This is a genomic window from Sphingobium sp. LMA1-1-1.1 (assembly GCF_040676365.1).
Classification (GTDB): Bacteria; Pseudomonadota; Alphaproteobacteria; order Sphingomonadales; family Sphingomonadaceae; genus Sphingobium.
In genome coordinates this window covers 49,585-71,144 of sequence record NZ_JBEGHS010000023.1, presented here as the reverse complement: position 1 = coordinate 71,144, position 21,560 = coordinate 49,585, and the positions used below count along the sequence as shown (strand labels likewise).

Annotated in this window: 22 protein-coding genes and 1 tRNA gene; 21 read left to right on the top strand and 2 right to left on the bottom strand. The window is 65.9% G+C overall.

Annotated elements, in window-relative coordinates; translation table 11 throughout:
• Positions 1-48: 48 nt before the first annotated feature.
• The 14 genes from MRBLMA1_RS11875 (at position 49) to trxB (ending at position 11,080) form a co-directional block, all read left to right on the top strand.
• Positions 49-504, top strand: a complete 456-nt coding sequence (locus MRBLMA1_RS11875) for a GspH/FimT family pseudopilin (protein WP_363737057.1) — start codon at positions 49-51, stop codon at positions 502-504.
• Positions 497-889: a type II secretion system minor pseudopilin GspI gene (gene gspI / locus MRBLMA1_RS11870; protein ID WP_363737056.1), complete on the top strand. Its 393-nt coding sequence runs from the start codon at positions 497-499 to the stop codon at positions 887-889. Before MRBLMA1_RS11875 ends, gspI begins: the two co-directional genes overlap by 8 nt.
• Positions 886-1,623 (top strand): type II secretion system minor pseudopilin GspJ, encoded by a 738-nt coding sequence (gspJ, locus tag MRBLMA1_RS11865; RefSeq protein ID WP_363737055.1) that lies wholly within the window; start codon positions 886-888, stop codon positions 1,621-1,623. The genes gspI and gspJ overlap by 4 nt, the downstream gene beginning before the upstream one ends.
• The gene (gspK, locus tag MRBLMA1_RS11860) at positions 1,616-2,605 is read left to right on the top strand and encodes a type II secretion system minor pseudopilin GspK (protein ID WP_363737054.1); all 990 of its coding nucleotides are present in this window, start codon (positions 1,616-1,618) and stop codon (positions 2,603-2,605) included. The genes gspJ and gspK overlap by 8 nt, the downstream gene beginning before the upstream one ends.
• Positions 2,602-3,714 carry a type II secretion system protein GspL gene (gene gspL / locus MRBLMA1_RS11855; protein ID WP_363737053.1) on the top strand — a complete coding sequence of 371 codons (1,113 nt, stop codon included), beginning with the start codon at positions 2,602-2,604 and terminating at the stop codon, positions 3,712-3,714. The genes gspK and gspL overlap by 4 nt, the downstream gene beginning before the upstream one ends.
• Complete coding sequence (locus MRBLMA1_RS11850) at positions 3,711-4,196, top strand: type II secretion system protein M (protein ID WP_363737052.1); 486 nt, start codon at positions 3,711-3,713, stop codon at positions 4,194-4,196. Before gspL ends, MRBLMA1_RS11850 begins: the two co-directional genes overlap by 4 nt.
• The gene (gene gspN / locus MRBLMA1_RS11845; protein WP_363737051.1) at positions 4,193-4,915 is read left to right on the top strand and encodes a type II secretion system protein N; all 723 of its coding nucleotides are present in this window, start codon (positions 4,193-4,195) and stop codon (positions 4,913-4,915) included. The genes MRBLMA1_RS11850 and gspN overlap by 4 nt, the downstream gene beginning before the upstream one ends.
• Positions 4,912-5,673, top strand: a complete 762-nt coding sequence (locus MRBLMA1_RS11840) for a prepilin peptidase (protein ID WP_363737050.1) — start codon at positions 4,912-4,914, stop codon at positions 5,671-5,673. Before gspN ends, MRBLMA1_RS11840 begins: the two co-directional genes overlap by 4 nt.
• A gap of 106 nt (positions 5,674-5,779) precedes the next feature.
• Positions 5,780-5,856, top strand: a tRNA-Met gene (locus MRBLMA1_RS11835).
• A gap of 113 nt (positions 5,857-5,969) precedes the next feature.
• On the top strand, positions 5,970-7,379 hold the full coding sequence (locus tag MRBLMA1_RS11830) for a circularly permuted type 2 ATP-grasp protein (protein WP_363737049.1): 1,410 nt from the start codon (positions 5,970-5,972) through the stop codon (positions 7,377-7,379).
• Positions 7,380-7,422: 43 nt separating this feature from the next.
• Positions 7,423-8,355 (top strand): alpha-E domain-containing protein, encoded by a 933-nt coding sequence (locus MRBLMA1_RS11825; RefSeq protein ID WP_363737048.1) that lies wholly within the window; start codon positions 7,423-7,425, stop codon positions 8,353-8,355.
• Positions 8,356-8,368: 13 nt separating this feature from the next.
• On the top strand, positions 8,369-9,238 hold the full coding sequence (locus MRBLMA1_RS11820) for a transglutaminase family protein (protein ID WP_363737047.1): 870 nt from the start codon (positions 8,369-8,371) through the stop codon (positions 9,236-9,238).
• Between the two features lie 24 nt (positions 9,239-9,262).
• A complete protein-coding gene (locus MRBLMA1_RS11815; RefSeq protein WP_363737046.1) occupies positions 9,263-10,000 on the top strand; it encodes a peptidase in 738 nt (245 codons plus the stop codon).
• Positions 10,001-10,117: 117 nt separating this feature from the next.
• Positions 10,118-11,080: a thioredoxin-disulfide reductase gene (gene trxB, locus MRBLMA1_RS11810; RefSeq protein ID WP_363737045.1), complete on the top strand. Its 963-nt coding sequence runs from the start codon at positions 10,118-10,120 to the stop codon at positions 11,078-11,080.
• Positions 11,081-11,295: 215 nt separating this feature from the next.
• On the opposite strand, the gene MRBLMA1_RS11805 is transcribed toward trxB, so the two are convergent.
• Together MRBLMA1_RS11805 and MRBLMA1_RS11800 are read right to left on the bottom strand one after the other, a co-directional pair.
• On the bottom strand, positions 11,296-11,586 hold the full coding sequence (locus MRBLMA1_RS11805; RefSeq protein ID WP_363737044.1) for an acyl carrier protein: 291 nt from the start codon (positions 11,584-11,586) through the stop codon (positions 11,296-11,298).
• Positions 11,587-11,614: 28 nt separating this feature from the next.
• Entirely contained in the window at positions 11,615-12,622 is a 1,008-nt protein-coding gene (locus MRBLMA1_RS11800) for a GNAT family N-acetyltransferase (protein WP_363737043.1), read from the bottom strand.
• Positions 12,623-12,671: 49 nt separating this feature from the next.
• Here MRBLMA1_RS11800 and MRBLMA1_RS11795 point away from each other — a divergent pair, with 49 nt between their 5' ends.
• From MRBLMA1_RS11795 to MRBLMA1_RS11765, 7 genes are all read left to right on the top strand, one after another.
• The gene (locus tag MRBLMA1_RS11795) at positions 12,672-14,222 is read left to right on the top strand and encodes an acyl-CoA ligase (AMP-forming), exosortase A system-associated (protein ID WP_363737042.1); all 1,551 of its coding nucleotides are present in this window, start codon (positions 12,672-12,674) and stop codon (positions 14,220-14,222) included.
• Positions 14,219-15,451, top strand: a complete 1,233-nt coding sequence (locus MRBLMA1_RS11790; protein ID WP_363737041.1) for a pyridoxal-dependent decarboxylase, exosortase A system-associated — start codon at positions 14,219-14,221, stop codon at positions 15,449-15,451. Before MRBLMA1_RS11795 ends, MRBLMA1_RS11790 begins: the two co-directional genes overlap by 4 nt.
• A gap of 146 nt (positions 15,452-15,597) precedes the next feature.
• Positions 15,598-16,242 carry an XrtA/PEP-CTERM system exopolysaccharide export protein gene (locus MRBLMA1_RS11785; RefSeq protein ID WP_133654088.1) on the top strand — a complete coding sequence of 215 codons (645 nt, stop codon included), beginning with the start codon at positions 15,598-15,600 and terminating at the stop codon, positions 16,240-16,242.
• 1 nt (position 16,243) lies between these two features.
• Positions 16,244-17,755 (top strand): XrtA system polysaccharide chain length determinant, encoded by a 1,512-nt coding sequence (locus MRBLMA1_RS11780; RefSeq protein ID WP_363737040.1) that lies wholly within the window; start codon positions 16,244-16,246, stop codon positions 17,753-17,755.
• A gap of 13 nt (positions 17,756-17,768) precedes the next feature.
• Positions 17,769-18,704 carry a P-loop NTPase gene (locus tag MRBLMA1_RS11775; protein ID WP_363737039.1) on the top strand — a complete coding sequence of 312 codons (936 nt, stop codon included), beginning with the start codon at positions 17,769-17,771 and terminating at the stop codon, positions 18,702-18,704.
• Entirely contained in the window at positions 18,701-20,287 is a 1,587-nt protein-coding gene (locus tag MRBLMA1_RS11770) for a hypothetical protein (RefSeq protein ID WP_363737038.1), read from the top strand. The genes MRBLMA1_RS11775 and MRBLMA1_RS11770 overlap by 4 nt, the downstream gene beginning before the upstream one ends.
• A 30-nt stretch (positions 20,288-20,317) precedes the next feature.
• Positions 20,318-21,553 (top strand): XrtA/PEP-CTERM system-associated ATPase, encoded by a 1,236-nt coding sequence (locus MRBLMA1_RS11765; protein ID WP_363737037.1) that lies wholly within the window; start codon positions 20,318-20,320, stop codon positions 21,551-21,553.
• Positions 21,554-21,560: the final 7 nt, after the last annotated feature.

Here is a 21,560-nt window from a genome sequence, read left to right as displayed (position 1 = left end):
GCCGAACATAGCTTCGGGTCTTTCAGGCGTTCCGCCGAACACGGCTTCATGTCTCTGAGGCGTCCCGCCGAACACGGCTTCACGCTGATCGAACTGATGGTCGTGCTGACGATCATCGGCTTCATTTCAGCCGTGGTGGTGCTGGCGATCCCCGATCCCCGCGGCCGGGTGATCGAGGATGCCGACCGCTTCGCCGCTCGCCTTGCCGCGGCGCGCGACGAAGCGGTCGTCACCGCGCGTCCCATGGGGGTGTGGGTTTCGGCTTCGGGCTACGGCTTTCAGCGTCGCGACGGCGGCCAATGGGTTGGGCTGGAGGACAAGCCCTTCGTCACCGCCAGTTGGAAGGCCGGAACGCGCGCGCTGGTCGGCAAGGATGGACGGCAGCAGATCGGCTTCGACGGAACGGGACTTCCGACCGATCCGATGACCGTGACCCTCGCTCGCGAGGGGGAGCGGGTGTCGATTTCGGTCGACATGGCCGGGAAGGTCGCGGTCGGTGGCTAGGTCGCGCCTCGTCCTTGCGACCCCGCCTACCGCGGAGCGGGGCTTCACCCTGCTCGAAATGCTCGTGGCGCTGGCGGTGTTCAGCCTCGCCGCCCTCGCGCTCGTCCGCCTGCAGGGCGTGACCCTGCACACGGCCGCCGACCTCGACAGCAAGGCAATGGGTCAGATCGTCGCGCGCAACCTGATGGTGGAGGTGCAGACCGATCCCGCACCGCCTTCGCTTGGCAGTGAAGAGGGCGACGTCGACAATGGCGGTCGGCGCTGGCATTGGACGCGGGCGGTCAGGGCGACCAATGACAGGCGCCTGCTCCGGGTCGACCTGACGGTAAACGGGCAGGCGGGCTCGTCCCCCGTGGTGCTGAGCTTCGTGCGGGCAGTGCAATGAGACGGGCCGTTTCCGCCGAACACGGCTTCGAGTCTTTTGGGGGTTCCGCCGAGCACGGCTTCACTTTCCTGAACCGCTCCGCCGAATACGGCTTCACGCCCCTGAAGCGTTCCGCCGAGCACGGCTTCACGCTGATCGAACTGCTCGTCGCCTTGATGATCTTCGCCATGCTGGCGGCGGCGGGGGTGCTGCTGCTGGGCAACAGCGTGTCGGCTCAGGCGCAGATCAAGCTGCGGCTCGACGACATGGCGGCGGTGCAGCGGGCAAGCGGCGCGCTGGCGGCCGATCTGGGGCAGGCTGTGCCGCGCATCAGCCGCACCGAAGCGGGTACGCTGGCGCCTGCTTTCTGGTCGCATCGGGAGGGGGAGAACCTGCCCGTCCTCCAGTTCGTACGGGGTGGCTGGGACAATCTGGGCGACCTGGCGCGGCCCTCGCTCCAGAAGGTTGAATATTGGGTGCGGCAGGGGCGGCTGGAACGGCGCACTTATGCACAGGTGGATGGCGCGGCGGGCGATGAGCCGGCCGCACTGCTCACGCAGGTCGAAGATGTCGCGCTCCGCTTTCGCGACGCCAGCGGCGACTGGCGCGACCAATGGGTGCCGACACAGCCCGACCTGATGCCCCGCGCCGTGGAAATGACGGTGAGGCGGACGGGCGAATCGCCGGTGACGTTGCGCTTCCTGGTCGGACCGGGCCCGGCCGAAAGGCTGGAAGGGGTGCCGGCCAATGGCTGATCGCGGAAAGGCGGGCGAGCGCGGCGCGGCGCTGTTGACCGTGTTGCTGCTGGTGGCGGTGATGGCGGTGGTCGCATCGACCGCGCTGGAGCGGCTGGCGCTGGCCACGCGGATGACCGGCAATGGCGGCGCGATCGATCAGGCCCGCGCCTTTGCCGATGCGGGGACCGAGATCGCGCGCCTGCGGATCGGCGATCTGGTGGCGGCCAATCCGGGCAAGACGACGCTGGCGGGGAACTGGATGGGTACGCCGCAGGCGATCCCGATGCCGGGCGGCACGGCGATCGCGCGCGTCACCGATGGCGGCAATTGCTTCAACCTCAACAGCGTGGTCGCGGGCGAGAATGAGGCGAACCTGAAGGTCCGTCCGGTCGGCGTGTCGCAATTTCAGGCTTTGCTGCAGGCATTGGGGATCGACGCCCGGCAGGCACAGGTCGCCGCCGCCTCGCTCGCCGACTGGATCGACACCGACAGCGTACCCCAGCCCGGCGGCGCGGAGGATGAGACCTATGCGCGGGCGCCCCGGCCCTATCGCACCTCCAACCGCTTCATGGTCGACGCTAGTGAGCTGCGCGCGGTGAATGGCGTGACGCCTGCAATCTATGATGTGGTGCGGCCATGGGTCTGCGCCCTGCCGACGGCCGATCTGTCGCCGATCAATATCAACACGCTGCTGCCCGATCAGGCGCCTTTGTTCGCGATGATGCTCCAGGGCCAGCTTAGCGTGGCGCAGGCACGGCAATTGCTGGCGCAGCGGCCTGCGGAAGGCTACGGCAGCACGGTGCAGTTCTGGGCTCCTCTGGCGAGCCAGGGGATCAGCCCGCTGGAAGAGGTTGGGCAGCAGGTCAAATTGACGACAGGGTTTTTCAGAGTGGACGTGTCGGTGAATGTCGGGGGGACAGAGGTGGTGGAATGGGCACTGATCGATGCGCGGCAGAGCCCGGCTAAATTGATCCGCCGTAGCGGGAGCAGCGGCGCATGAGCGTGCGGGAAGGATTGATCGTCGCCCTGCCGCAACAGGGCGAGCCGTTGTGGATGCGGGTGGTGGAAGGCGCCGTCGTCCAGAGCGGAACGGGCGCGAACTGGCTGGCGGCCTGCGGCCTCACCGCGCTGCCCGATGACGCGATCGTGTTGCTGGTGCCGCCTGCCGCGCTAGTGACGCTGAACTGGATCGAATATCCCGATCTTGCTCCCCGTCAGGGGCGCGCGGCGGCGCGGCTAGCGGCGCTCGCCGGCGCTATCGTGCCCGCGGACCAGCTTTTCGCCGCCGCCGATGAGAATGAGGATCCGGCGCGCCCGCACTGCATCGCCGTCGCGGCGCGCGCGGACATGCAGCACTGGCTGCTCTGGGCGCAGCACCATGGGCTCGACCCCGACATCATGGTGCCCGCCCCGCTGCTGCTGCCGGAACCGCAAGAGGGGTTTGAACGCGGCATGATCGGCGGCGAAGCAGTGCTGCGCGGGACCGATCTGGTGCTGGCGGGTGACCTGGTCTTGCCGGAACTGATAGGTAAAGCCGTTGTGCGGGATGTGCCCGCTGCTCAGATTGATGCGCTGGCGGTTGCGGCGCTGGAGCGGCCACCGATCGATCTGCGGCAGGGCGACTTTGCCAAACGGGTGAGACGGCCGTTCGACAAGCGAAGGATTGCCCGGATCATGCTGTGGAGTGGGCTCATCCTGTTCGTCAGTTTGCTGATGGCGCTGATCGGGATTGCGCGACAGCATGTCGCCGCAAACAGTCTCGATGCGGAAAGTCTGGCGCTTGCCCGGCAGGTCGTGCCCGGTGCCACCGACCTCGACCAGGCGGAGGCGGAGATGGAGCGCCGGCTCGCGGCGCGAGGAGCGGGGGCCTATGCCTTCACGGCGCCGGTGGCAGGGCTGCTCAGTGCGATGCAGGACGCGCCGGGCGTGTCGCTGACCGCGCTGTCGCGTGATAACGACGGCATGATCCGCGCCACGCTGGCCGCGGCGAAAGTGGAAGATATCAACATGGTACTGCTCGCACTCCAGGCGGAGGGTTTCACGATCACCGCCACGCCTTCGCAGGAGCCCGGCGGACGGATGCTGGCGGATATCACGGTGCAATCATGATGGAACGGTTACGGGTCTTGTGGGGTGAACGAAGCCCTCGCGAACAGTGGATGCTGGGCGTGATGTTCGCGCTGCTGGCGGCGGTGATCCTTTGGCTCGGCATAGCGCGGCCACTCGCCGCGGCGCAGCGTTCGGTGCGCGATGCCTTGCGGGAGGCGACGGACCGCAACGCCGCCATCCGCGCGAAGGTGACGTTGCTGAAGTCGCTGCCACGCACGGCGGGGCCGATCGATACGGCCGTGCCGCTGGAGCAGTTCATCGGCCAGAGCGCTGGCGAGGCCGGGTTGACGCTGGAACGCGCGCAGGCGCAGGGCGCGGACCGCGTCGACATGGCTATCGCCTCCGTCCGCCCGGTTGCGCTGCTGTCGTGGCTCGCCGCATTGGAAGCGCGGGGCATCCGAGTCGAAACGATGAGCGCGCGGCCGGCCGCGACGGCGGGCAGCGTCTCGGTGCAGGCCGTGCTGGTTCGGGGCGGGCAATGATGGGGCTCCATCTTTCGCGGCCGATGCGCATCGCGCTCATCGCTCTGTTCGCATTGGGCTTCCTAATCTTCCTTCCCATGCGCATCGCGCTCGGCATGACAGGTCTGGAGCGGCTGGGCGTGGCGGCGCGGGAGGTGCGCGGCACGGTGTGGAGCGGCAGGCTCGACCAGTTGATGCTGGGCACGGTATCGCTGGGGTCCGTCCATGCTGGCCTGTCTCCCCTGTCGTTGCTGGTGGGGCGGGCGCGGTTCGACGTCTGGCGCCGCAACGGCGCGGCGGATGATCTGAGCGGCGCGCTGACGGTCGGCTTCGGGCGCATGGGGATCGACGATGTGACAGGCGCCGTGCCGCTGGGCCGGACCTTCGCGCCTCTGCCGGTCAGCAGCTTCGTCATGGAAGACGTGTCGGCATGGTTCTCCGGCGACCGTTGCGGCCATGCGGAGGGGCGGGTCCGGGCGCAGATGGCGGGTCAGTTTCCGGGACTCAACCTGTCCCAGGGCCTGTCGGGCGTGGCCAGTTGTGATGGCGATGCGCTGCTGCTGCCGCTCGTCAGCCAGTCGGGGTTGGAAAAGGTCAATCTGCGCATCTGGCGATCAGGTCGTTACCTGGCGGAAATGCGGGTGGAAACCGCCGATGCTGCCCTGGGCGAGGCATTGGCCAGCGCGGGCTTTGTCGATGCTGGCGGCACGCGCGTGCTGAAGATCGAAGGAACGCTGTGATCCAGGCCTTTCCTGCCCTGCTGGGCGCGACGGCGGGGGCAATAGCCGGGAGTTTCCTCGCAACGATCATCCTGCGCTGGCCGCAAGGGCGCGGCGTGCTGCGTGGTCGCTCGGCCTGCGACGGCTGCGGGCGGGTCCTTGGCGTCGTCGATCTCGTGCCGATGGTGAGCGCGCTGGTTCAGCGCGGCCGGTGCCGGAGCTGCGGCGCCCCCATCGACCCGCTGCATGGCCGGGTGGAGGCGGGATGCGCGATCATCGGCGCGCTTGCCCTGGGCTTTTCGCCCGATCCGGGCGGGGTGGGGTGGGCCATGCTGGGCTGGCTCCTCCTGACGTTGGCGGTGCTCGACAGGCGGCATTTCTGGCTGCCCGACGGGTTGACCCTGCCATTGGCCTTCCTGGGCTTCACCATCGGGCCATGGGTCACCGACACGACGATGGCAGGGCGGGCGATCGGCGCAATGACCGGCTATCTGACGCTGTTGCTGATCGCGCTCGGATATCGGCGATTTCGTGGGCGCGACGGGCTGGGCCTGGGCGATGCCAAGCTGCTGGGCGCATTGGGCGCCTGGTTCGGCTGGCAGGCCTTGCCGTTCATCCTGCTGCTTGCCGCGAGCGTGGGGTTGCTGGCCGTCGGCGCGGTCATGGCGACAGGCAGGAGGATCGATGGCGCGACGCGCCTGCCGCTGGGGACTTTCCTCGCCATCGCGGCAGTGCCGGGATGGTGGCTCGCAACTGTCCTCACCAGCGCGGGCAGATAACCGGCAAGAGAAATTTCGCGATGCCGTGAAACCCCGTTGACCCATCAGCCTGCTCTGCTTATAGCGCCGCCTCACCGCAGGGCGCCGCCCGGCGGACAGCCCATGGGGCGGAGTAGCTCAGCTGGTTAGAGCAGCGGAATCATAATCCGCGTGTCGGGGGTTCAAGTCCCTCCTCCGCTACCACCTTTACAGACTGTCGTTCCCAAGCGGATTTTCCGCTTGCATTCGTCCTTCCCTATTGCACTAATGTTGCAACGCACAACCAGCCGATTGTCGGCTGAGGGAGGATCGATACTTTGCCCTTCCACGAAATGTTTGAGCCGGATGGTTCGATACGCCCCTGCTACGCGGAAGTGCAGAATTGGGTGGAGCGAACCGGCATTGCCGGGCTCAATCGTCGAATGGATGAGGCGGAGGCGATATTCCGGCGCATCGGCATCACCTTTGCCGTCTATGGCGAGGGGGGCGATCCGGAACGGCTGATCCCCTTCGACCTGCTGCCCCGCATCTTCATGGCCCAGGAATGGCGCGTGCTGGATAAGGGCATCCGGCAACGGGCGCGGGCGCTCAACGCCTTTCTCCACGATGTCTATCATCGCGGCGAGATTGTGAAGGCGGGGATCATGCCCGCGGACATCATCTACCAGAACAGCGCCTATCTGGCGGAAATGGCCGATTTCACCCCGCCGGGAAAGGTGTACAGCCATATCGTTGGCATCGACATCGTCCGCACCGGGCCAGCGCGGTTCGAGGTGCTGGAGGATAATTGCCGCACTCCCTCCGGCGTGTCCTACATGCTGGAAAATCGCGAGATCATGACTCGCATGTTCCCGGAACTCTTTGCCCAGGGCGTGGTCGCGCCGGTCGATGACTATCCGGCCGAATTGCTGAAAAGCCTGAAGGAAGTCGCGCCGCCCGCCTGCAGGGGCGATCCGGTGGTAGTGGTGCTGACGCCCGGTTCGCTCAACAGCGCCTATTATGAGCACAGTTTCCTCGCGGACCTGATGGGCGTGGAACTGGTGGAGCCGGCGGACCTGTTCGTCGACGATGACCGGGTCTGGATGAAGACCACGCTGGGGCCAAAGGCTGTCGATGTCATCTACCGGCGCATTGACGATGAATATATCGATCCGCTGGTGTTTCGGGCGGACAGCCTGCTGGGCGTGCCCGGCATCTTCAATGTCTACCGCAATGGCGGGGTGACGCTGGCGTCGGCGCCGGGATCGGGGATCGCGGACGACAAGGCCGTTTACATCTACGTGCCGGACATGATCCGCTTCTATCTGGGCGAGCAGCCGATCCTGGACAATATCCAGACCTGGCAATGCGGTAAGCCGGACGAATGCGCCTATGTGCTGGAAAATCTGCACGAACTGGTGGCCAAGGAGGTTCATGGATCGGGCGGCTACGGCATGCTGATCGGGCCGAAATCGACCAGGGACGAGATCGCGGCCTATGCCGACCGCATCCGTGCCAATCCGGGCGAGTTCATCGCCCAGCCGACCCTCGACCTGTCGACCGTGCCGACATTGGGACCGGCGGCGGTTGTGGGGCGGCATGCGGATTTCCGGCCCTATTGCCTGGTGGGCAAGCAACTCAGGCTGGTGCCCGGCGGATTGACGCGGGTGGCGCTGACCGAAGGATCGCTGGTGGTGAACTCCAGCCAGGGGGGCGGGGTGAAGGACACCTGGGTTTTGCAGGACTGATGATGCGCGCATTCATGTCCATATCTGATCGGAAATCTCTCGCATGCTGAGCCGGACCGCGGAGAATCTCTTCTGGATGGCCCGTTATATGGAGCGGGCAGAGGCCACCGCGCGTCTGCTGACCATGGGGCAGCGCATGGCCATCCTGCCTGGCGCGCATCATCGCGAAGAGTGGCGCTCGGTGGTGCGGGCGACCGGAGCGCTCAATCATTTCCCCGAAGGCGCGCCGGTGACGGAGAGCGACGCCATCGCCTTCCTGATGCTCGACATCGACAATCCTTCCTCCATCCGTTCCTGCCTGCTCAAGGCCCGCGCCAACGCCAAATCGGCCCGTACCATGCTGACGCAGGATATGTGGGAGGCGCTGAACGAAGGCTGGCGCAAGCTCGACAGCTATGACGTGGCGGAGGCGCGGCAGCAGCTTCCGGCGCTGATCGACTGGGTCAAGACGCGGGTAATGACCTTCCGCGGCGCGGCGCATTCCGGGCAGCTCCGCAATGAGGGGCATGATTTCCTGCGTGCCGGCTCCGCGCTGGAACGGGCGCAGATGACGCTGCGCCTGCTGGACGTCAAATATTATGTGCTGCTGCCGGAGACGGAGGTCGTGGGCGGCAATCGCGACCATTATCAATGGACATCGGTGCTGTACGCGCTGTCGGGCGCGCGGGCCTTTCACCATGTCTATGGCGGCACCTATACGCCCTGGCAGATCACGGATTTCCTGATGCTGAACCGCCTGTTCCCGCGCAGTGTCGCCTATTGCTATGACCAGCTTGCCTATCGGCTGAACCGCCTGGCGGGATGGCATGACGCGCGATCGGCCTGCCACGACACCGTGCGCCAGATGGTGGCCGATCTGGAGCAGCTGGACAGCGGCGAAATCTTCCGGGCAGGCCTGCATGAAACGGTGCAGAATGGCCTGATGAACACCAACCGGCTGGGCGTGGAGATCGCCCAGGCCTATCATTTCGGCTGAGGGGAGGGCGCGCATGAAACTGCTCGTCCGTCACCAGACCGTCTATCGCTATGAGGCTGCGGCGGGGCGGGTGGCGATGCGGTTGAAGCTGATGCCCGTCGATACGCCGACGCAGAAGGTGCTCGACTGGCAGGTGAGCGTCAATGAGGAGCCGCTGACCGGTTTCCGCCGCAACAGCTATGGCGAGATGGAGGCGATCTGGGTTCGGCACGACCGGATGGACAATGCCGTCATCGTCGCGGAAGGACTGGTGGAAACGCGGGAGGGTCATGGCGTGGTGGGCTGGCTCGGCTGCCCGGTGAACCCGCGCTATTTCCTGCGGGAGACGCGGCTGACCGGGACATCACCGGAAATCCGGGCGATGGCGCTGTCCCTGCCGGACGAGGACGGGCCGCTGGCCCGGCTTCATGCGCTGTCGGCCGCCGTCAGCGATGCCGTGGCCTATCGCGCCGGCGTGACGACCGCCGACACCACGGCGGCGGAGGCTTTCGCGCTGGGTGCCGGGGTGTGTCAGGACCATGCGCAGGTGTTCATCGCCGGCGCGCGGGCGATGGGCATTCCGGCGCGCTACGTGTCCGGCTATCTGCTGGCCGATGAGGGCGATGTGCTGCACGAGACCCATGGCTGGGCGGAGGCGCTGGTGCCCGAACTGGGCTGGGTGGGATTCGATCCTTCCAACCGGGTCTGTGTGACGGAGCGCTATCTGCGCCTCGCCTGCGGGCTGGATGCGGACGAGGCCGCGCCGATACGCGGTTCCGTGACCGTGGCGGGCGATATCTGGATTGACGCGGACGTCCGGATCGCGCAGGCGGAGGACGGGGTGGAGGAGCGGCAGCTCCAGCGGCAGCAGCAACAAGGTGCGCAGACCACCACGCAGGGTTGAACGACGACAGGAGCCCTTGGGGCAATGACTTATTGTGTGGCGGTGCGGGTCGACCAGGGGCTGGTCATGCTGTCCGACACCCGCACCAATGCGGGGATGGATAATATTGCCCGCTTCCGCAAGAGCTTCACCTACAGCGTGCCGGGCGAGCGCGCGATCACCATGATGTGTTCGGGCAATCTGTCGATCACCCAGGGGGTGAAGGCGATGCTGAGCCGCGCGATCAAGGATGCGGCGCTGGACCCGGACGTGGAAACGATCCTCAACTGCTCCACCATGCACCGCGTCGCGCAGATCGTGGGGGAGGCGATGTGCACGATGCAGGGTCGCTATCGCAGCACCATAGAGATGCAGGGCGCGGCGGCGGACGCCTCCATCCTGATCGCCGGCCAGCGCAGGGGTGGCAAGCCGCGGCTCTACCTCATCTATTCGGCGGGCAATTTCATCGAGGCGACGGAGGACACGCCCTTCTTCCAGATCGGCGAGCATAAATATGGCAAGCCGATCCTGGATCGCATCGTGAAGCGTGAAACCAGCCTGGAGGATGCGACCAAGGCAGTGCTGGTGTCGATGGATTCGACCCTGCGCTCCAACCTGTCGGTGGGGATGCCGCTGGACCTCACGGTGATCGAGCGGGATGCCTACGACTTCCGCGTGCGGACCCGGATCGAAGCGGACAATGAGGAATTCCAGCTTCTCTCGCACAGTTGGTCGGCCGCGCTGCGCAAGGGGTTCGAGGATTTGCCCAACGTCCTCGACTGACGGGACTGGCGCCCGCCAAGGTTCAGCTTCTCGCCCGTCAAGCAAATCCATCGCTTGCGCCTCCGGCCGCTTGGCTTATCTCATCCCGACAGACGAATCGCAGCCGGAAAGACATTCATGACCGCCACCCATTCGACCCGCATGCTGATCCTCGGTTCCGGCCCGGCCGGCCTGTCCGCCGCCATCTATGGCGCGCGCGCGGGGCTCGCGCCGATCGTGGTCCAGGGCATGCAGCCGGGTGGCCAGTTGACGATCACGACCGACGTCGAAAATTATCCGGGTTTCCGCGACGTGATCCAGGGGCCCTGGCTGATGGAACAGATGCAGGCGCAGGCGGAGCATGTCGGCGCGCAGATGATGTATGACCAGATCGTCGACGTGGACCTTTCGGAGCGGCCCTTCCGCCTGAAGGGCGACAGCGGCACGCTCTATTATGCCGACAGCCTGGTGATCGCCACCGGCGCCCAGGCCAAATGGCTGGGCACCGAGGGCGAGCAGCTCTTGCAGGGCAAGGGCGTTTCGGCCTGCGCGACCTGCGACGGTTTCTTCTATCGCGGCAAGAAGGTGGTGGTGATCGGCGGCGGCAATACGGCGGTGGAGGAGGCGCTCTACCTCACCAACCACAGCCATGACGTCACGCTGATCCACCGCCGCGACTCGTTGCGGGCGGAAAAGATCCTCCAGCAGCGCCTGTTCGCGCATCCGAACATCAAGGTGCTTTGGAACCAGGCGGTGGAGCGTTTCGTCGGCGGCGGCAATCCGGAGGGTCTGGTCGGCGTCGACCTGGTCGACACGGTGACCGGCCACAGGTCGCATATAGAGACGGATGGCGCTTTCGTCGCCATCGGCCATCAGCCCGCCACCGAACTGTTCGTCGACAAATTGCCGATGGATGAAGGCTATCTGCTGGTGGAAAAAGGCACGACGAGGACCGCTGTTCCTGGCGTGTTCGCGGCGGGCGACGTCAGCGACAAGGTCTATCGCCAGGCCGTGACCGCCGCGGGCATGGGCTGCATGGCCGCGCTGGACGTGGAAAAGTTCCTGGCCGAAGCCGATTTTGAGGCCGTCGCGGCGGAATAGGGCGGTTCTTCCGCTGGCGGTAATTGGCCAGTTGTCGCCATGAAGCACAGCGTGCTCCTGCGAAGGCAGGAGCCCAGTTCAGACGATGCGATGATTTACTGAGGGCGGAACCGGGCTCTTACAAGCCACTCGTCTCGTTCGAATGCCTTCGCAGGAGCGGGGCGCGTTTCCATTAAATCAGGACGGCCTCCGAATTTGGCCGCCAAACCGGGAACTCAGGCCCCCGTCTTCGCCCGCGCAAAGGCAACAAGCGATCCGAACGTCTCGAACGTGTCGCCGTCTATATCCTCATCCTCGATCAGGATGCCGAAGCGGTCTTCCATTTCGGTAAGCAGGCCTGCGACGGCCATGGAATCCAGTTCCGGCAGCGCGCCGAAAAGCGGCGTGTCCGCATCGAACGCATCGACCCGCTCCTGCGACAGGGCCAGCGCATCGCGCAGCAAGGCGCGCATCATCGTTTCGATATCCATGGTCCGGTCGACCGGTTGTGCATTGTCCGCCCGCATGATGGGGGCCTACCTAGTCGTTCCGCCGCTAGCCTACAAGCGCGGAAATGGCCGCCCGCGCGGCGGGGAGCCAGATTGACGCCCTTCTGGGATTGAAGAAATCAAGCCGGTAGAGCGTTTCGCGCTCCTCCATCCAATCGGTCTTGTAGCCATTGTCACCGGTTCCATAGTCGATCGTCGCGACATGATCCTGATCGATGGCGTGGCTGAACATCGCATGGCTGAGCAGGCTGCCGGGGGATGCCCCGTCGAACGCCTGGTCATGCGCCAGCTTGTGGATCAGCGCGGTGCCGTTCTCCACCGTCCAGAGCTGGGTCGCCACCGGCTGACCCTCCAGCCGGGCGAAGCCCAGGCGGAGCGTGCCAGCGTCGCTTTCCCGCTGGGCCAGCGCATGCAGAAAGCGCAGATCGGCTTCGGGCTTCTTCCAGCTTCGTTCCTGCACGGCGGCATAGTCGCGCCACAACGCCTCGGTCAGCCGGTCCGCGATGCTGAGGGTGAAGCGGCTCGCACGCTTCTTGCGCGCTATCAGCGTACGCAGGCGCCCGGGCCTCTGCGCCCAATATTCGTCAAAGGTTCGACCGTTCAGGTGCAATATATGCCGTCCGCCCATCGGCCGCCGGACGCTGAACCAGCCCGCGCGGCGAAAGGCGTCGAGCAGCATGTTCGACGCGGACGTAACGGGATAGAGGTCGACCTGGGCACTGTCCGTCAACAGGGACTGGGCGATGACTTCGACCAGGCGGCGTCGGACCGACTCGTCCGAAGGGCCAAGGAAGACCGGACGCCAGTCGAAACTGTACCAGTTGGCAAGAGCGCTCAGCCGTCCCGCGCCGGGGGAAAGCAGGAACAACCATGCCTGGCACTCCCCCTCCAACGCCTGGAAGATGCGGACGCCGGTCGTCGGAAAGCAATGCGCATGGAGCGATTCGAACCAGTCGATGCGATCGAACAGCAACGGCGTGCAGGCGCGGTCGAGCGCTGAACCCAGCGCGCGGCGCGCTTGTTCGACGCTGCGATATTCCCTTGCGACCAGCAAACCATTATCTCCCCGGCGACAGCATCGCGTTTAGGAAAAAAGTCTGGAGATGGAGTTAAGCGATTCCCCCGCGCCGATTGCGGCCCCGACGATCGACGGCGCGCAGGTCCGGCCGATCGACCATCTGCTGCTGCGCGGCGACCCGGCACGGCCCGCGCTGGACGGCCGGTCCGGCACGCACAGCTATGCCGAGCTGGAAGCGACATTGGGGCGGCTGGCGGCATGGCTGGCCGGATTCGGACTGGAAAGGGGCGCCCGAGTCGCAAGCTGGATCGCCAAGGGCCCGGTCGCGGCGCTGATGCCGCTCGCTGCGCCCCGCGCCGGGCTCGTGCATGTGCCGGTCAACCCGCTGCTCAAACATGCGCAGGTCGCGCATATATTGGCCGATAGCGGCGCGTCGCTGCTGATCGGAACCGCCAGCCGTCTGGCGACGCTGACGCCGGACGACGTGCCGGAGGGATGCGACCTGCACCGGGAGGATGATGCGGCCTGCGCGATGAGCGGCGGGGAGATATTGGGGCCGTCCCACGCCGCGCCGGACGAACTGGCCGCGATCCTCTATACCAGCGGATCGACCGGGCGGCCCAAGGGCGTGATGCTGAGCCACTCCAATCTCTGGCTGGGGGCCGTGTCGGTGGCGGAATATCTGATGCTGACGGCGGAGGACCGGACGCTTTGCGTGCTCCCCTTCAGCTTCGATTATGGGCAGAATCAGTTGTTTTCGACCTGGTGCGCCGGCGGGTGCGTCTTTCCGCTCGATTATCTGACGCCGCGCGACGTGGTGAAGTCGGTGGACCGGCGGGACATCACCACCTTGGCCGGGGTACCGCCGCTCTGGGTGCAACTGGTCGAACTGGACTGGCCCGCCGATGTGGCGGTAAAGCTCAGGCGGCTCACCAATAGTGGCGGGGCGCTGACGCGGCCGTTGGTGGCGAAGCTGCGGGCGCTGTTTCCAAGGGCGGACCTCTATCCCATGTACGGGCTGACAGAGGCGTTCCGCTCCACTTATTTGCCGCCCGCGCTGGTGGCCAGCCATCCCGACAGCATGGGATCGGCGATTCCCCATGCGGAGATACTGGTCGTCCGCCCGGACGGCTCGATTGCGGGCGACGATGAGCCCGGCGAACTGGTGCATTGCGGGCCGCTGGTGGCGCAGGGCTATTGGCGCGACCCCGTGCGCACGGGGGAGCGATTCCGGCCCGCGCCGCCCGCTTCCCGCTATGGCGGCATGGCGGTATGGTCGGGCGACACAGTGCGGAGGGATGCTGGGGGCCTGCTCTATTTCGTCGGACGCGATGATGCGATGATCAAGTCCGCCGGCAACCGCATCAGCCCGACGGAGATAGAGGAAGCCGCCGTCGCCGTGGACGGCATTGCAGAGGCGGTGGCGCTGGGCGTCCGGGACGAGCGGCTGGGACAGGCTGTGTTGTTGTTGTTGCGCACCGCTTCGCCGGAGCTAAAGGCGCAGGTGGAGGTTCGGCTTCGGCAGGAGCTTCCCAATTTCATGCAACCGCGCGAGATCGTCATGCTTCCCGAATTCCCCCGCAATCCCAATGGCAAGATCGACCGCGTCGCGCTGGCGAGGGAATTTGCCGCATGAAGCCGATGGGACCGGTCCCGCCCTTCTTCAGCGGCGAGGAGGGCATGTTGCTGATCGGGGGCTGCGGCGCGGGGAGCCTGGTCGGGGAGGCTGGCGACACGCCCCTGTTCGTCTATGACATGGGCATAATGGAGGGGCAGGTTCGGGCGTTCCGCGACGCCATGCCCGCCATGCTGTCGCTCCATTATGCGGTGAAGGCCAATCCCTACCTGCCCCTGCTGGAGCGCATGGCGAAGCTGGTCGACGGCTTCGACGTGGCGTCGGGCGGGGAACTGGCGCGGGCGCTGGAGGCGGGGATGGACGCCGCCCATATCAGCTTTGCCGGACCGGGAAAGCGCGACGATGAACTGATCGCCGCCATCGACAGCGGCGCGACCATCAACCTGGAATCGGAGGGTGAGGCGCAAAGGGCCATCGCCCTTGCCGGGCAGCGCGGCAAGACACCGAAGCTGGCGGTGCGGGTGAACCCGGATTTCGACCTCAAGGGGTCGGGCATGCGCATGGGCGGTGGCGCCAAACCCTTCGGCGTTGATGCGGAGCGGGCGGCCGCGCTGGCGCGCTGGGTGATCGATGCCGGGGGCGAATGGCGCGGCTGGCATATCTTCACCGGCAGCCAGGCTCTGGGCGCGCAGGCATTGATCGAAACGCAGGCCGCCACCATCGATCTCGCCACTCGCCTGTCCGACAGCGTGGGCGTCGCGCCGCCGCTGGTCAATCTGGGCGGCGGCTTCGGCATTCCCTATTTCCCCGGCGACGAACGGCTGGATATCCGCCCCATCGGTGATGCGCTGGCCAGGCTGCTCGACGGACGCGCGGACATATTGAAGGATAGCGCCTTCGCCATGGAACTGGGCCGATGGCTGGTGGGCGAGGCGGGTGTCTACCTCACCCGCATAGTCGATGTGAAGAAAAGCCAGGGCGAAACCTTCGTCGTCGTCGATGGGGGGCTGCATCATCAGCTCGCGGCGAGCGGCAATTTCGGTACGGTCGTCCGTCGCAACTATCCCATCGCCGTCGCCAATCGCTTCGGGGAAGCTCCGGCGGAGGAAGCCGTGACGGTCGTGGGCTGCCTGTGCACGCCCATCGACAGGCTGGGGGACAAGGTCGCGCTGCCACCGGTGGAGGAGGGCGATCTTATCGCGATCTTCCTTGCGGGCGCTTATGGTGCCTCGGCCAGCCCGGCCGCATTTCTTGGACATCCGGCGCCTTTGGAACTGCTCGTCGGCTGATTTTAATGAACTGATTTGCCAATAACTTAACTCCTAACGCTATTTTTACCCTTTGTGGGCAAGAAGGCCGTCGAAGCTGAGTGCTTGACGGTTGCCGGCGCCCCCCTTTGGCGGCTGTCGGTGTGGCCGCAAAAGGGGTTGAATCTATGCGTTTCCTGTCGGTTTCCCGCGCGATGATCGGCGTATCACTGCCGGTCCTGGCTCTTTCGGGCTGCGCTTCGGGCGGGAGCGCACCCAATCTGCCCCCGGCGTCCTTCGTTTCGACGCAGGAGGGGCCGGGCGAGGAATATGTGATCGGGCCGCTCGACGACCTCACCATCTTCGTCTGGCGCAATCCGGACCTGGGCGCGAAGGTGCAGGTGCGACCCGACGGACGCATCACCACCCCGCTTATTTCCGACATGCCCGCGGTCGGCAAGACCCCCAGGCAACTGGCTGACGACCTGAAGGTTGCGCTCGGCAAATATATCGAAAATCCGCTGGTGTCGGTGATCGTCAACAATTTCTCCGGCACCTTCAGCCAGCAGGTGCGGATCGTCGGCGCGACGGAGAAACCCGCCTCCATCCCCTATCGCGCCAACATGACGCTGCTCGACGCGATGATCTCGGTCGGCGGCCTCAGCGAATATGCGGCGGGCAACAAGGCAAAGCTGGTCCGCTACAACAAGGAAAACGGCAAGCAGCAGGAATATCAGGTCCGCATCGGCGACCTGCTGAAGCGCGGGGACAGCAAGGCGAACGTCATGCTGGCGCCCGGCGACGTCATCATCATTCCCGAAAGCATGTTCTGACATGGCGGCGCTGGTCGACGAACTGCTGGTCATCCTGCATGGCCTCTGGCTCCGCCGCTGGCTGGCGCTGGGGGTGGCATGGGGCGTGTGCCTGCTCGGCTGGCTGGGCGTGGCGCTCATCCCCAACAGCTATGAATCCAAGGCGCGGGTCTATGTGAACACCCAGTCGCTGCTGGAGGACAAGGTGGGCATCACCCAGGTCCAGGCGCAGCAGGATCTGGATCGCCTGCGCCAGACGCTGGCCAGCACCGCCAATCTGGAACGGGTGGTCAAGGAAACGGACCTCAACCGGACGGTTGACGGGCCGCGTGACCTGGCAGCGAAGATCACCAGGCTGCGCGAGAACATCACGGTGATGGCCCAGCTTGACCCCAGCATGATCGACATCAGCGCCACCTGGGCCGACTCCGGCCTGTCGGATGGCGCAAATGCGCGCATTTCGCAGCAGATCGTGCAGAAGCTGGTCGACATCTTCCAGGAAACCAACCTTTCCTCCGACAAGGTGGAGACGAGCCAGAGCCTCGCCTTCCTCGACCAGCAACTGGCGGCGCGGGGCAAGCAGCTTGCCGCCGCCGAACAGCGCCGCGTGGATTTTGAGCAGCGCTATGCGGGCATGCTGCCGGGCGCCGGGTCGATCGGCCAGCGCATGGACGCCGCCCGGTCGGAGATCAACAGCATCGATTCGCAGCTCGTGCAGGCGCAGAGTGCGCTGGCGGCGATGAACGGGCAGCTTGCCGGCACGCCGCAGACCTTGCCGGGCGTCGGCGCTTCGGGCGGTCCTTCGGCCCTGGCGCAGGCGCAGGCGGATCTTGCGTCGATGCGGGCGCGCGGCTTCACCAACAGCCATCCCGACGTGATCGCGGCCCAGCGGCAGGTGGACCTGCTGCGCGGTCAGGGCGGCGGCAGCGTGGGCAGCACGCCCAATCCCGCCTATCTCTCGATCAGGTCGATGCAGGCGGAACGCGCCGCGACGGTGCAGGGGCTGTCCGCCCGCAAGGCGCAGTTGCAGGCCGACCTCAACGCCATGGCTTCGCGCCAGACCGATGAGCCCGGCCTCGCCGCCGAGCAGGAACGGCTCGACCGCGACTATCAGGTGCTCAAGACCCAATATGACAAGATGCTGGCCGACCGCGAGGAAATCCGCCTGCGCGGCGATGTGAAGTCGGAAACCGGATCGGTCCAGTTCCGCGTGATCAATCCGCCCAGCCTGCCGACCGCTCCCGCCGCACCCAACCGGCCGCTGCTGTTGCTGGGGGTGCTGATCCTGGGACTGGGCGCGGGCGTCGGCACGGCCTTTGCCGTGGCCCAGCTCAAGGGCGGCTTCCCCAATGCGGCGCGGCTGGAAAAGGCGCTGGGCGTCGCCGTGATCGGATCGATCAGCCAGACCGTCAACGCGGCGCAACTCGCGATGGAAAGGCAGCGGATGAAGTGGTTCGCAGGCGCCAGCGGCGGCCTGGCGGCGCTGTGCCTGCTGCTGATCGTCATCGAATTCGTCCAGCGCGGGTTGGCCTGAGGAGGGACTGGAAATGAACAAGCACAAGTCCCTTTCCGGCGGATCGCTGATCGAGCGGGCGACCGAGATCTACGATTTCAGTGCGGCCCTGCGTGGGCGCGCGGCGCCGGCGGTCGAGGTTCCGGCGGGCGAACCGGTGGTGGAGGTCTCGCAACCTGCGGCCCTTGCCGTGGATACGCCTGTCCCCGGCCATCGCGCGCCGGACTGGACCGGGCCGGTCCAGCCGATCGACCGCATCGCGCTGGTCGAGGCGGGCTATCTGCTGCCCGACGGTCCGGTTACCGCGATGAGCGAGGAATTCCGGCTGCTCAAGCGTGACCTGCTGGCGGAACTGGCGGGCAACAACCGCGGAAACCGGGTGCTGATCTGCTCCGCGCATAGTGGCGAAGGCAAGAGCTTCTGCGCGATCAATCTGGCGCTCAGCCTCGCTGCGGAGAAGGAGCGCGAGATCCTGTTGGTCGACGCCGATTTCGGCAAGCCTGCCATCCCTGAGGCGCTGGGGCTTACGGCGGGGCCGGGCCTGATGGACGCGCTGGCCGATCCGGCCATCGCCATAGAGGATATCGTGCTGCGCACCGATATCCCTTCCCTGTCCGTGCTTCCTGCCGGGCAGCGGAGCAATAACGACACCGAATATCTCGCTTCCGCGCGGACGGAAATGCTGCTCAACCGGCTGACCGAGGGACGCCCCGACCGCATCATCCTGTTCGATTCGCCCCCTTTGCTGGCCGCATCCCCGGCGGCGGTGCTGGCGAGCCACGCCGCCATCGCGCTGCTGGTCGTGCGCGCGGACAGGACGACCGAAAGCGCGCTGCGCGACGCGGCCGGTCTGCTCAAGGGCGCGTCCCAGGTGAAGCTACTCCTGAACGGTGTGAACTTCGCCAGCGGCGGACGGCGTTTCGGCAGCTATCATGCATATGGCCATGATGCGGAGCATGGTGGCTCATGATCTCCCGCATTGCCCTTCTTCTCGCGGGGATGGCCCTGGCCTCGCCCGCGCTTGCACGTGATGAGGAGCGCAAGGTCGACGTCTCCCCCTATCTGGGTGTCGACCAGGTCGTGGTCGCGCCGATCCAGGGCGGCGGCGACGTGCTGACCTATACCAACGTCACCGCGGGCGTGACGGCCAGCGTGCAGACCCGACGGCTGGAAGCAGCGGCGGACGTGCAATATGCGCACAGCTTCGGCTGGGGCGAAAACCTCAGCGATCAGGACATCATCAGCGGTATCGTCAGTGGCCAATATGCGCTGGCGCGCGGGCTGACGCTGAATGCAGGTGGATTGGCGACGCGGGTCCGTACAGACGGGTTTTCCGGCGCTTCGGTGCGCAATAACGGCTATAGCAGCCAGGTCTATGCCGGCTATGTCGGCCCGTCCTATGTCACGCGGCTGGGCGATCTGGACGTCAGCGCCTCCTACCGGCTGGGCTATGCGCGGGTCGAGGACGACGTGAATGTCGACTTCCCCGGCGCGCCACTGGGCAGAGGATTTGCGGAATCGACCACCCATGACCTGATGGGTTCTGTCGGCGTCGGGCCGGGGGTGTGGATGCCGCTGGGCCTTGTCGCCAGCGCCGGCTACAGCCGGGAGGATGCGAGCCAGCTCGACCAGCGGTTCGAGGACAAATGGGCGCGGCTTGACGCGACCCTGCCGGTGTCGCCCACGCTCGCCCTGATTGGCGGCGTCGGCTATGAGAAGATGGAGATAAGCCAGCGTTCGCCCTTGCTGGACGCCAACGGCCTGCCGGTGATTTCCTCCGGCGGCCGCTATGTCACGGACGGCAGTTCGCCCCGCCAGCTCATCTATGATTTCGACGACATCATCTGGGATGTCGGCGTCCTCTGGCGGCCCAGCCACCGCACGTCGCTGACCGCGCGCGTGGGCGAACGCTACGGCGGCATGACCTATTCCGGCAGCTTCATCTGGCAGGGACGCGACAAGTCCTTTGCCCTGGTGGTGTTCGACGGCATCGACAGCTTCGGACGGGTCATCACCTCCGATGTGGCGGCGCTCTCGGGCAGCAACCTCAATGTCGTACGCAATCCCTTCACGGGCGATTTCACTGGCTGCGCTTTCTCGACCACTGGCGGCGGCCAGTGCTTCAACGACGCGCTGGCGGGTATCACCGGCGCCAATTTCCGCTATCGCGGCGTCGCCGCGCAGTTCGCCGCGGAACGCGGACCCTGGGGCTTGGGCGTGGGCCTTGGCTATTCGCAACGCAAATTCGTGACGCCTTCCGGCGAAACCGTGCTGGTGCGCGGTACGAGGGACCAGAACTGGTACGGCAACGCCTCTCTCACCTACCGGATGGACAGCCATTCCAGTATCGATACAGCCGTCTACGCCAATTATTTCGACGCCAGCGGCAACCGGCTGGATGTGCTGAACCTGGGCGCCTTCGCCAGCTATTACCGGCTCGTCACGCGCAATCTTCAGGCGTCCGCCTCCGTCGGCGTGGACAGTGCCAAGGCGGACAAGCTGGACGCCGTCATCAACGCCATGGGCCAGCTTGGCCTTCGATACACATTTTAAGCCAATGCCCCGTCGGGTGGAGAGATAGATATGTACGATCAGTTCTACGGATTGCAGGGACGCCCGTTCCAGCTGACGCCGGACCCGCATTTCTATTTCGAGAGCGCGACGCACCGCAAGGCGCTGTCCTATCTGGGCTATGGCTTGGCCCAGGGGGAGGGCTTCATCGTCATCACCGGCGATATCGGCGCGGGCAAGACGACGCTGGTCGGTCACCTCATGAACACCATCGATCCTTCGCGGCTGACGGCGGTGAAGGTTGTTTCTACCCAGGTGGAGGGCGACGACATGCTGCGCCTTGCCGCGCAGAGCTTCGGCCTGGGCGTGGACGGCATGCCCAAGGCGCAGATCCTGAGGCAGATCGAGGCTTTTCTCCATGCGCAGGCGCGGGCCGGCAAGCGGTCGCTGCTGATCGTGGACGAAGCGCAGAATCTGCCAATCTCGGCCATTGAGGAATTGCGGATGCTCTCCAATTTCCAATTGGGTGGGCAGTCGCTGTTGCAGATTTTCCTGCTGGGCCAGCCGGAATTTCGCGATCTGCTGAAATCACCGGAACTGGAGCAGCTTCGCCAGCGCGTGATCGCCACCCATCATCTGGAACCGATGATGCGGCGGGAGGTCGAACCCTATATCCTGCATCGCCTGTCGCTGGCCGGATGGCAGGGCGACCCGCAATTCACGGCGGAGGCTTTCGCCGCCATCTATGCCGCAACGGGCGGCGTGCCTCGCCGGATCAACGTGCTGGTCAGCCGCGTTTTGCTGCTGGGCGCGCTCGACCAGCTTTCGGTGATCGATGCCGAGGTGGTATATGCGGTGGTGAATGACATGGGTGCGGACACGGACGTGACCCCCGAACCGATGGCGCGCAACGTGCTGGACGAGGCGGAGGAGCTGGCGGACATACCTGCCGCTGCGCCTGTTGCAGCCGATCCGATCGTGTCCGAGGAGGTCGCGGCCTTGCGCGCAGAGGTCAACGCGCTGCGCGCCGCCCGGCCCGATCCGTCCATGCACCTGCTGGACGAGATCGCCTCTCTGCGAGCCGAGATCGACACGCTTCGGGCTGAGAACGACTTTGCCCGCAGCGCGCCGAGCGTCGATCCCGAAGCGCTCAAGGATTGCTTCGCCCTCGTCGAGGAACGGCTTTCCACGCTGGAATTCCGGGTGACGGAACAGGACACGGCACTGCGCCGGGTACTGACGCTGCTCGTCGAGTGGGTCGAGCGCGAGGAAAGGCTGGGCGAGGCGCAGCAAAGCGCCGCCGCCTGACCGGACT

What these genes read in the sequence shown, in the direction of transcription:
- MRBLMA1_RS11875 (WP_363737057.1), top strand. Translation starts at nt 49, where the DNA reads ATGTCTCTGAGGCGTCCCGCCGAACACGGCTTCACGCTGATCGAACTG.
- gspJ (WP_363737055.1), top strand. Translation starts at nt 886, where the DNA reads ATGAGACGGGCCGTTTCCGCCGAACACGGCTTCGAGTCTTTTGGGGGT.
- gspK (WP_363737054.1), top strand. Translation starts at nt 1,616, where the DNA reads ATGGCTGATCGCGGAAAGGCGGGCGAGCGCGGCGCGGCGCTGTTGACC.
- gspL (WP_363737053.1), top strand. Translation starts at nt 2,602, where the DNA reads ATGAGCGTGCGGGAAGGATTGATCGTCGCCCTGCCGCAACAGGGCGAG.
- MRBLMA1_RS11850 (WP_363737052.1), top strand. Translation starts at nt 3,711, where the DNA reads ATGATGGAACGGTTACGGGTCTTGTGGGGTGAACGAAGCCCTCGCGAA.
- gspN (WP_363737051.1), top strand. Translation starts at nt 4,193, where the DNA reads ATGATGGGGCTCCATCTTTCGCGGCCGATGCGCATCGCGCTCATCGCT.
- MRBLMA1_RS11825 (WP_363737048.1), top strand. Translation starts at nt 7,423, where the DNA reads ATGCTGAGCCGGACCGCGGAGAATCTCTTCTGGATGGCCCGTTATATG.
- MRBLMA1_RS11820 (WP_363737047.1), top strand. Translation starts at nt 8,369, where the DNA reads ATGAAACTGCTCGTCCGTCACCAGACCGTCTATCGCTATGAGGCTGCG.
- MRBLMA1_RS11815 (WP_363737046.1), top strand. Translation starts at nt 9,263, where the DNA reads ATGACTTATTGTGTGGCGGTGCGGGTCGACCAGGGGCTGGTCATGCTG.
- trxB (WP_363737045.1), top strand. Translation starts at nt 10,118, where the DNA reads ATGACCGCCACCCATTCGACCCGCATGCTGATCCTCGGTTCCGGCCCG.
- MRBLMA1_RS11805 (WP_363737044.1), bottom strand. Translation starts at nt 11,586, where the DNA reads ATGCGGGCGGACAATGCACAACCGGTCGACCGGACCATGGATATCGAA.
- MRBLMA1_RS11795 (WP_363737042.1), top strand. Translation starts at nt 12,672, where the DNA reads ATGGAGTTAAGCGATTCCCCCGCGCCGATTGCGGCCCCGACGATCGAC.
- MRBLMA1_RS11790 (WP_363737041.1), top strand. Translation starts at nt 14,219, where the DNA reads ATGAAGCCGATGGGACCGGTCCCGCCCTTCTTCAGCGGCGAGGAGGGC.
- MRBLMA1_RS11785 (WP_133654088.1), top strand. Translation starts at nt 15,598, where the DNA reads ATGCGTTTCCTGTCGGTTTCCCGCGCGATGATCGGCGTATCACTGCCG.
- MRBLMA1_RS11780 (WP_363737040.1), top strand. Translation starts at nt 16,244, where the DNA reads ATGGCGGCGCTGGTCGACGAACTGCTGGTCATCCTGCATGGCCTCTGG.
- MRBLMA1_RS11775 (WP_363737039.1), top strand. Translation starts at nt 17,769, where the DNA reads ATGAACAAGCACAAGTCCCTTTCCGGCGGATCGCTGATCGAGCGGGCG.
- MRBLMA1_RS11770 (WP_363737038.1), top strand. Translation starts at nt 18,701, where the DNA reads ATGATCTCCCGCATTGCCCTTCTTCTCGCGGGGATGGCCCTGGCCTCG.
- MRBLMA1_RS11765 (WP_363737037.1), top strand. Translation starts at nt 20,318, where the DNA reads ATGTACGATCAGTTCTACGGATTGCAGGGACGCCCGTTCCAGCTGACG.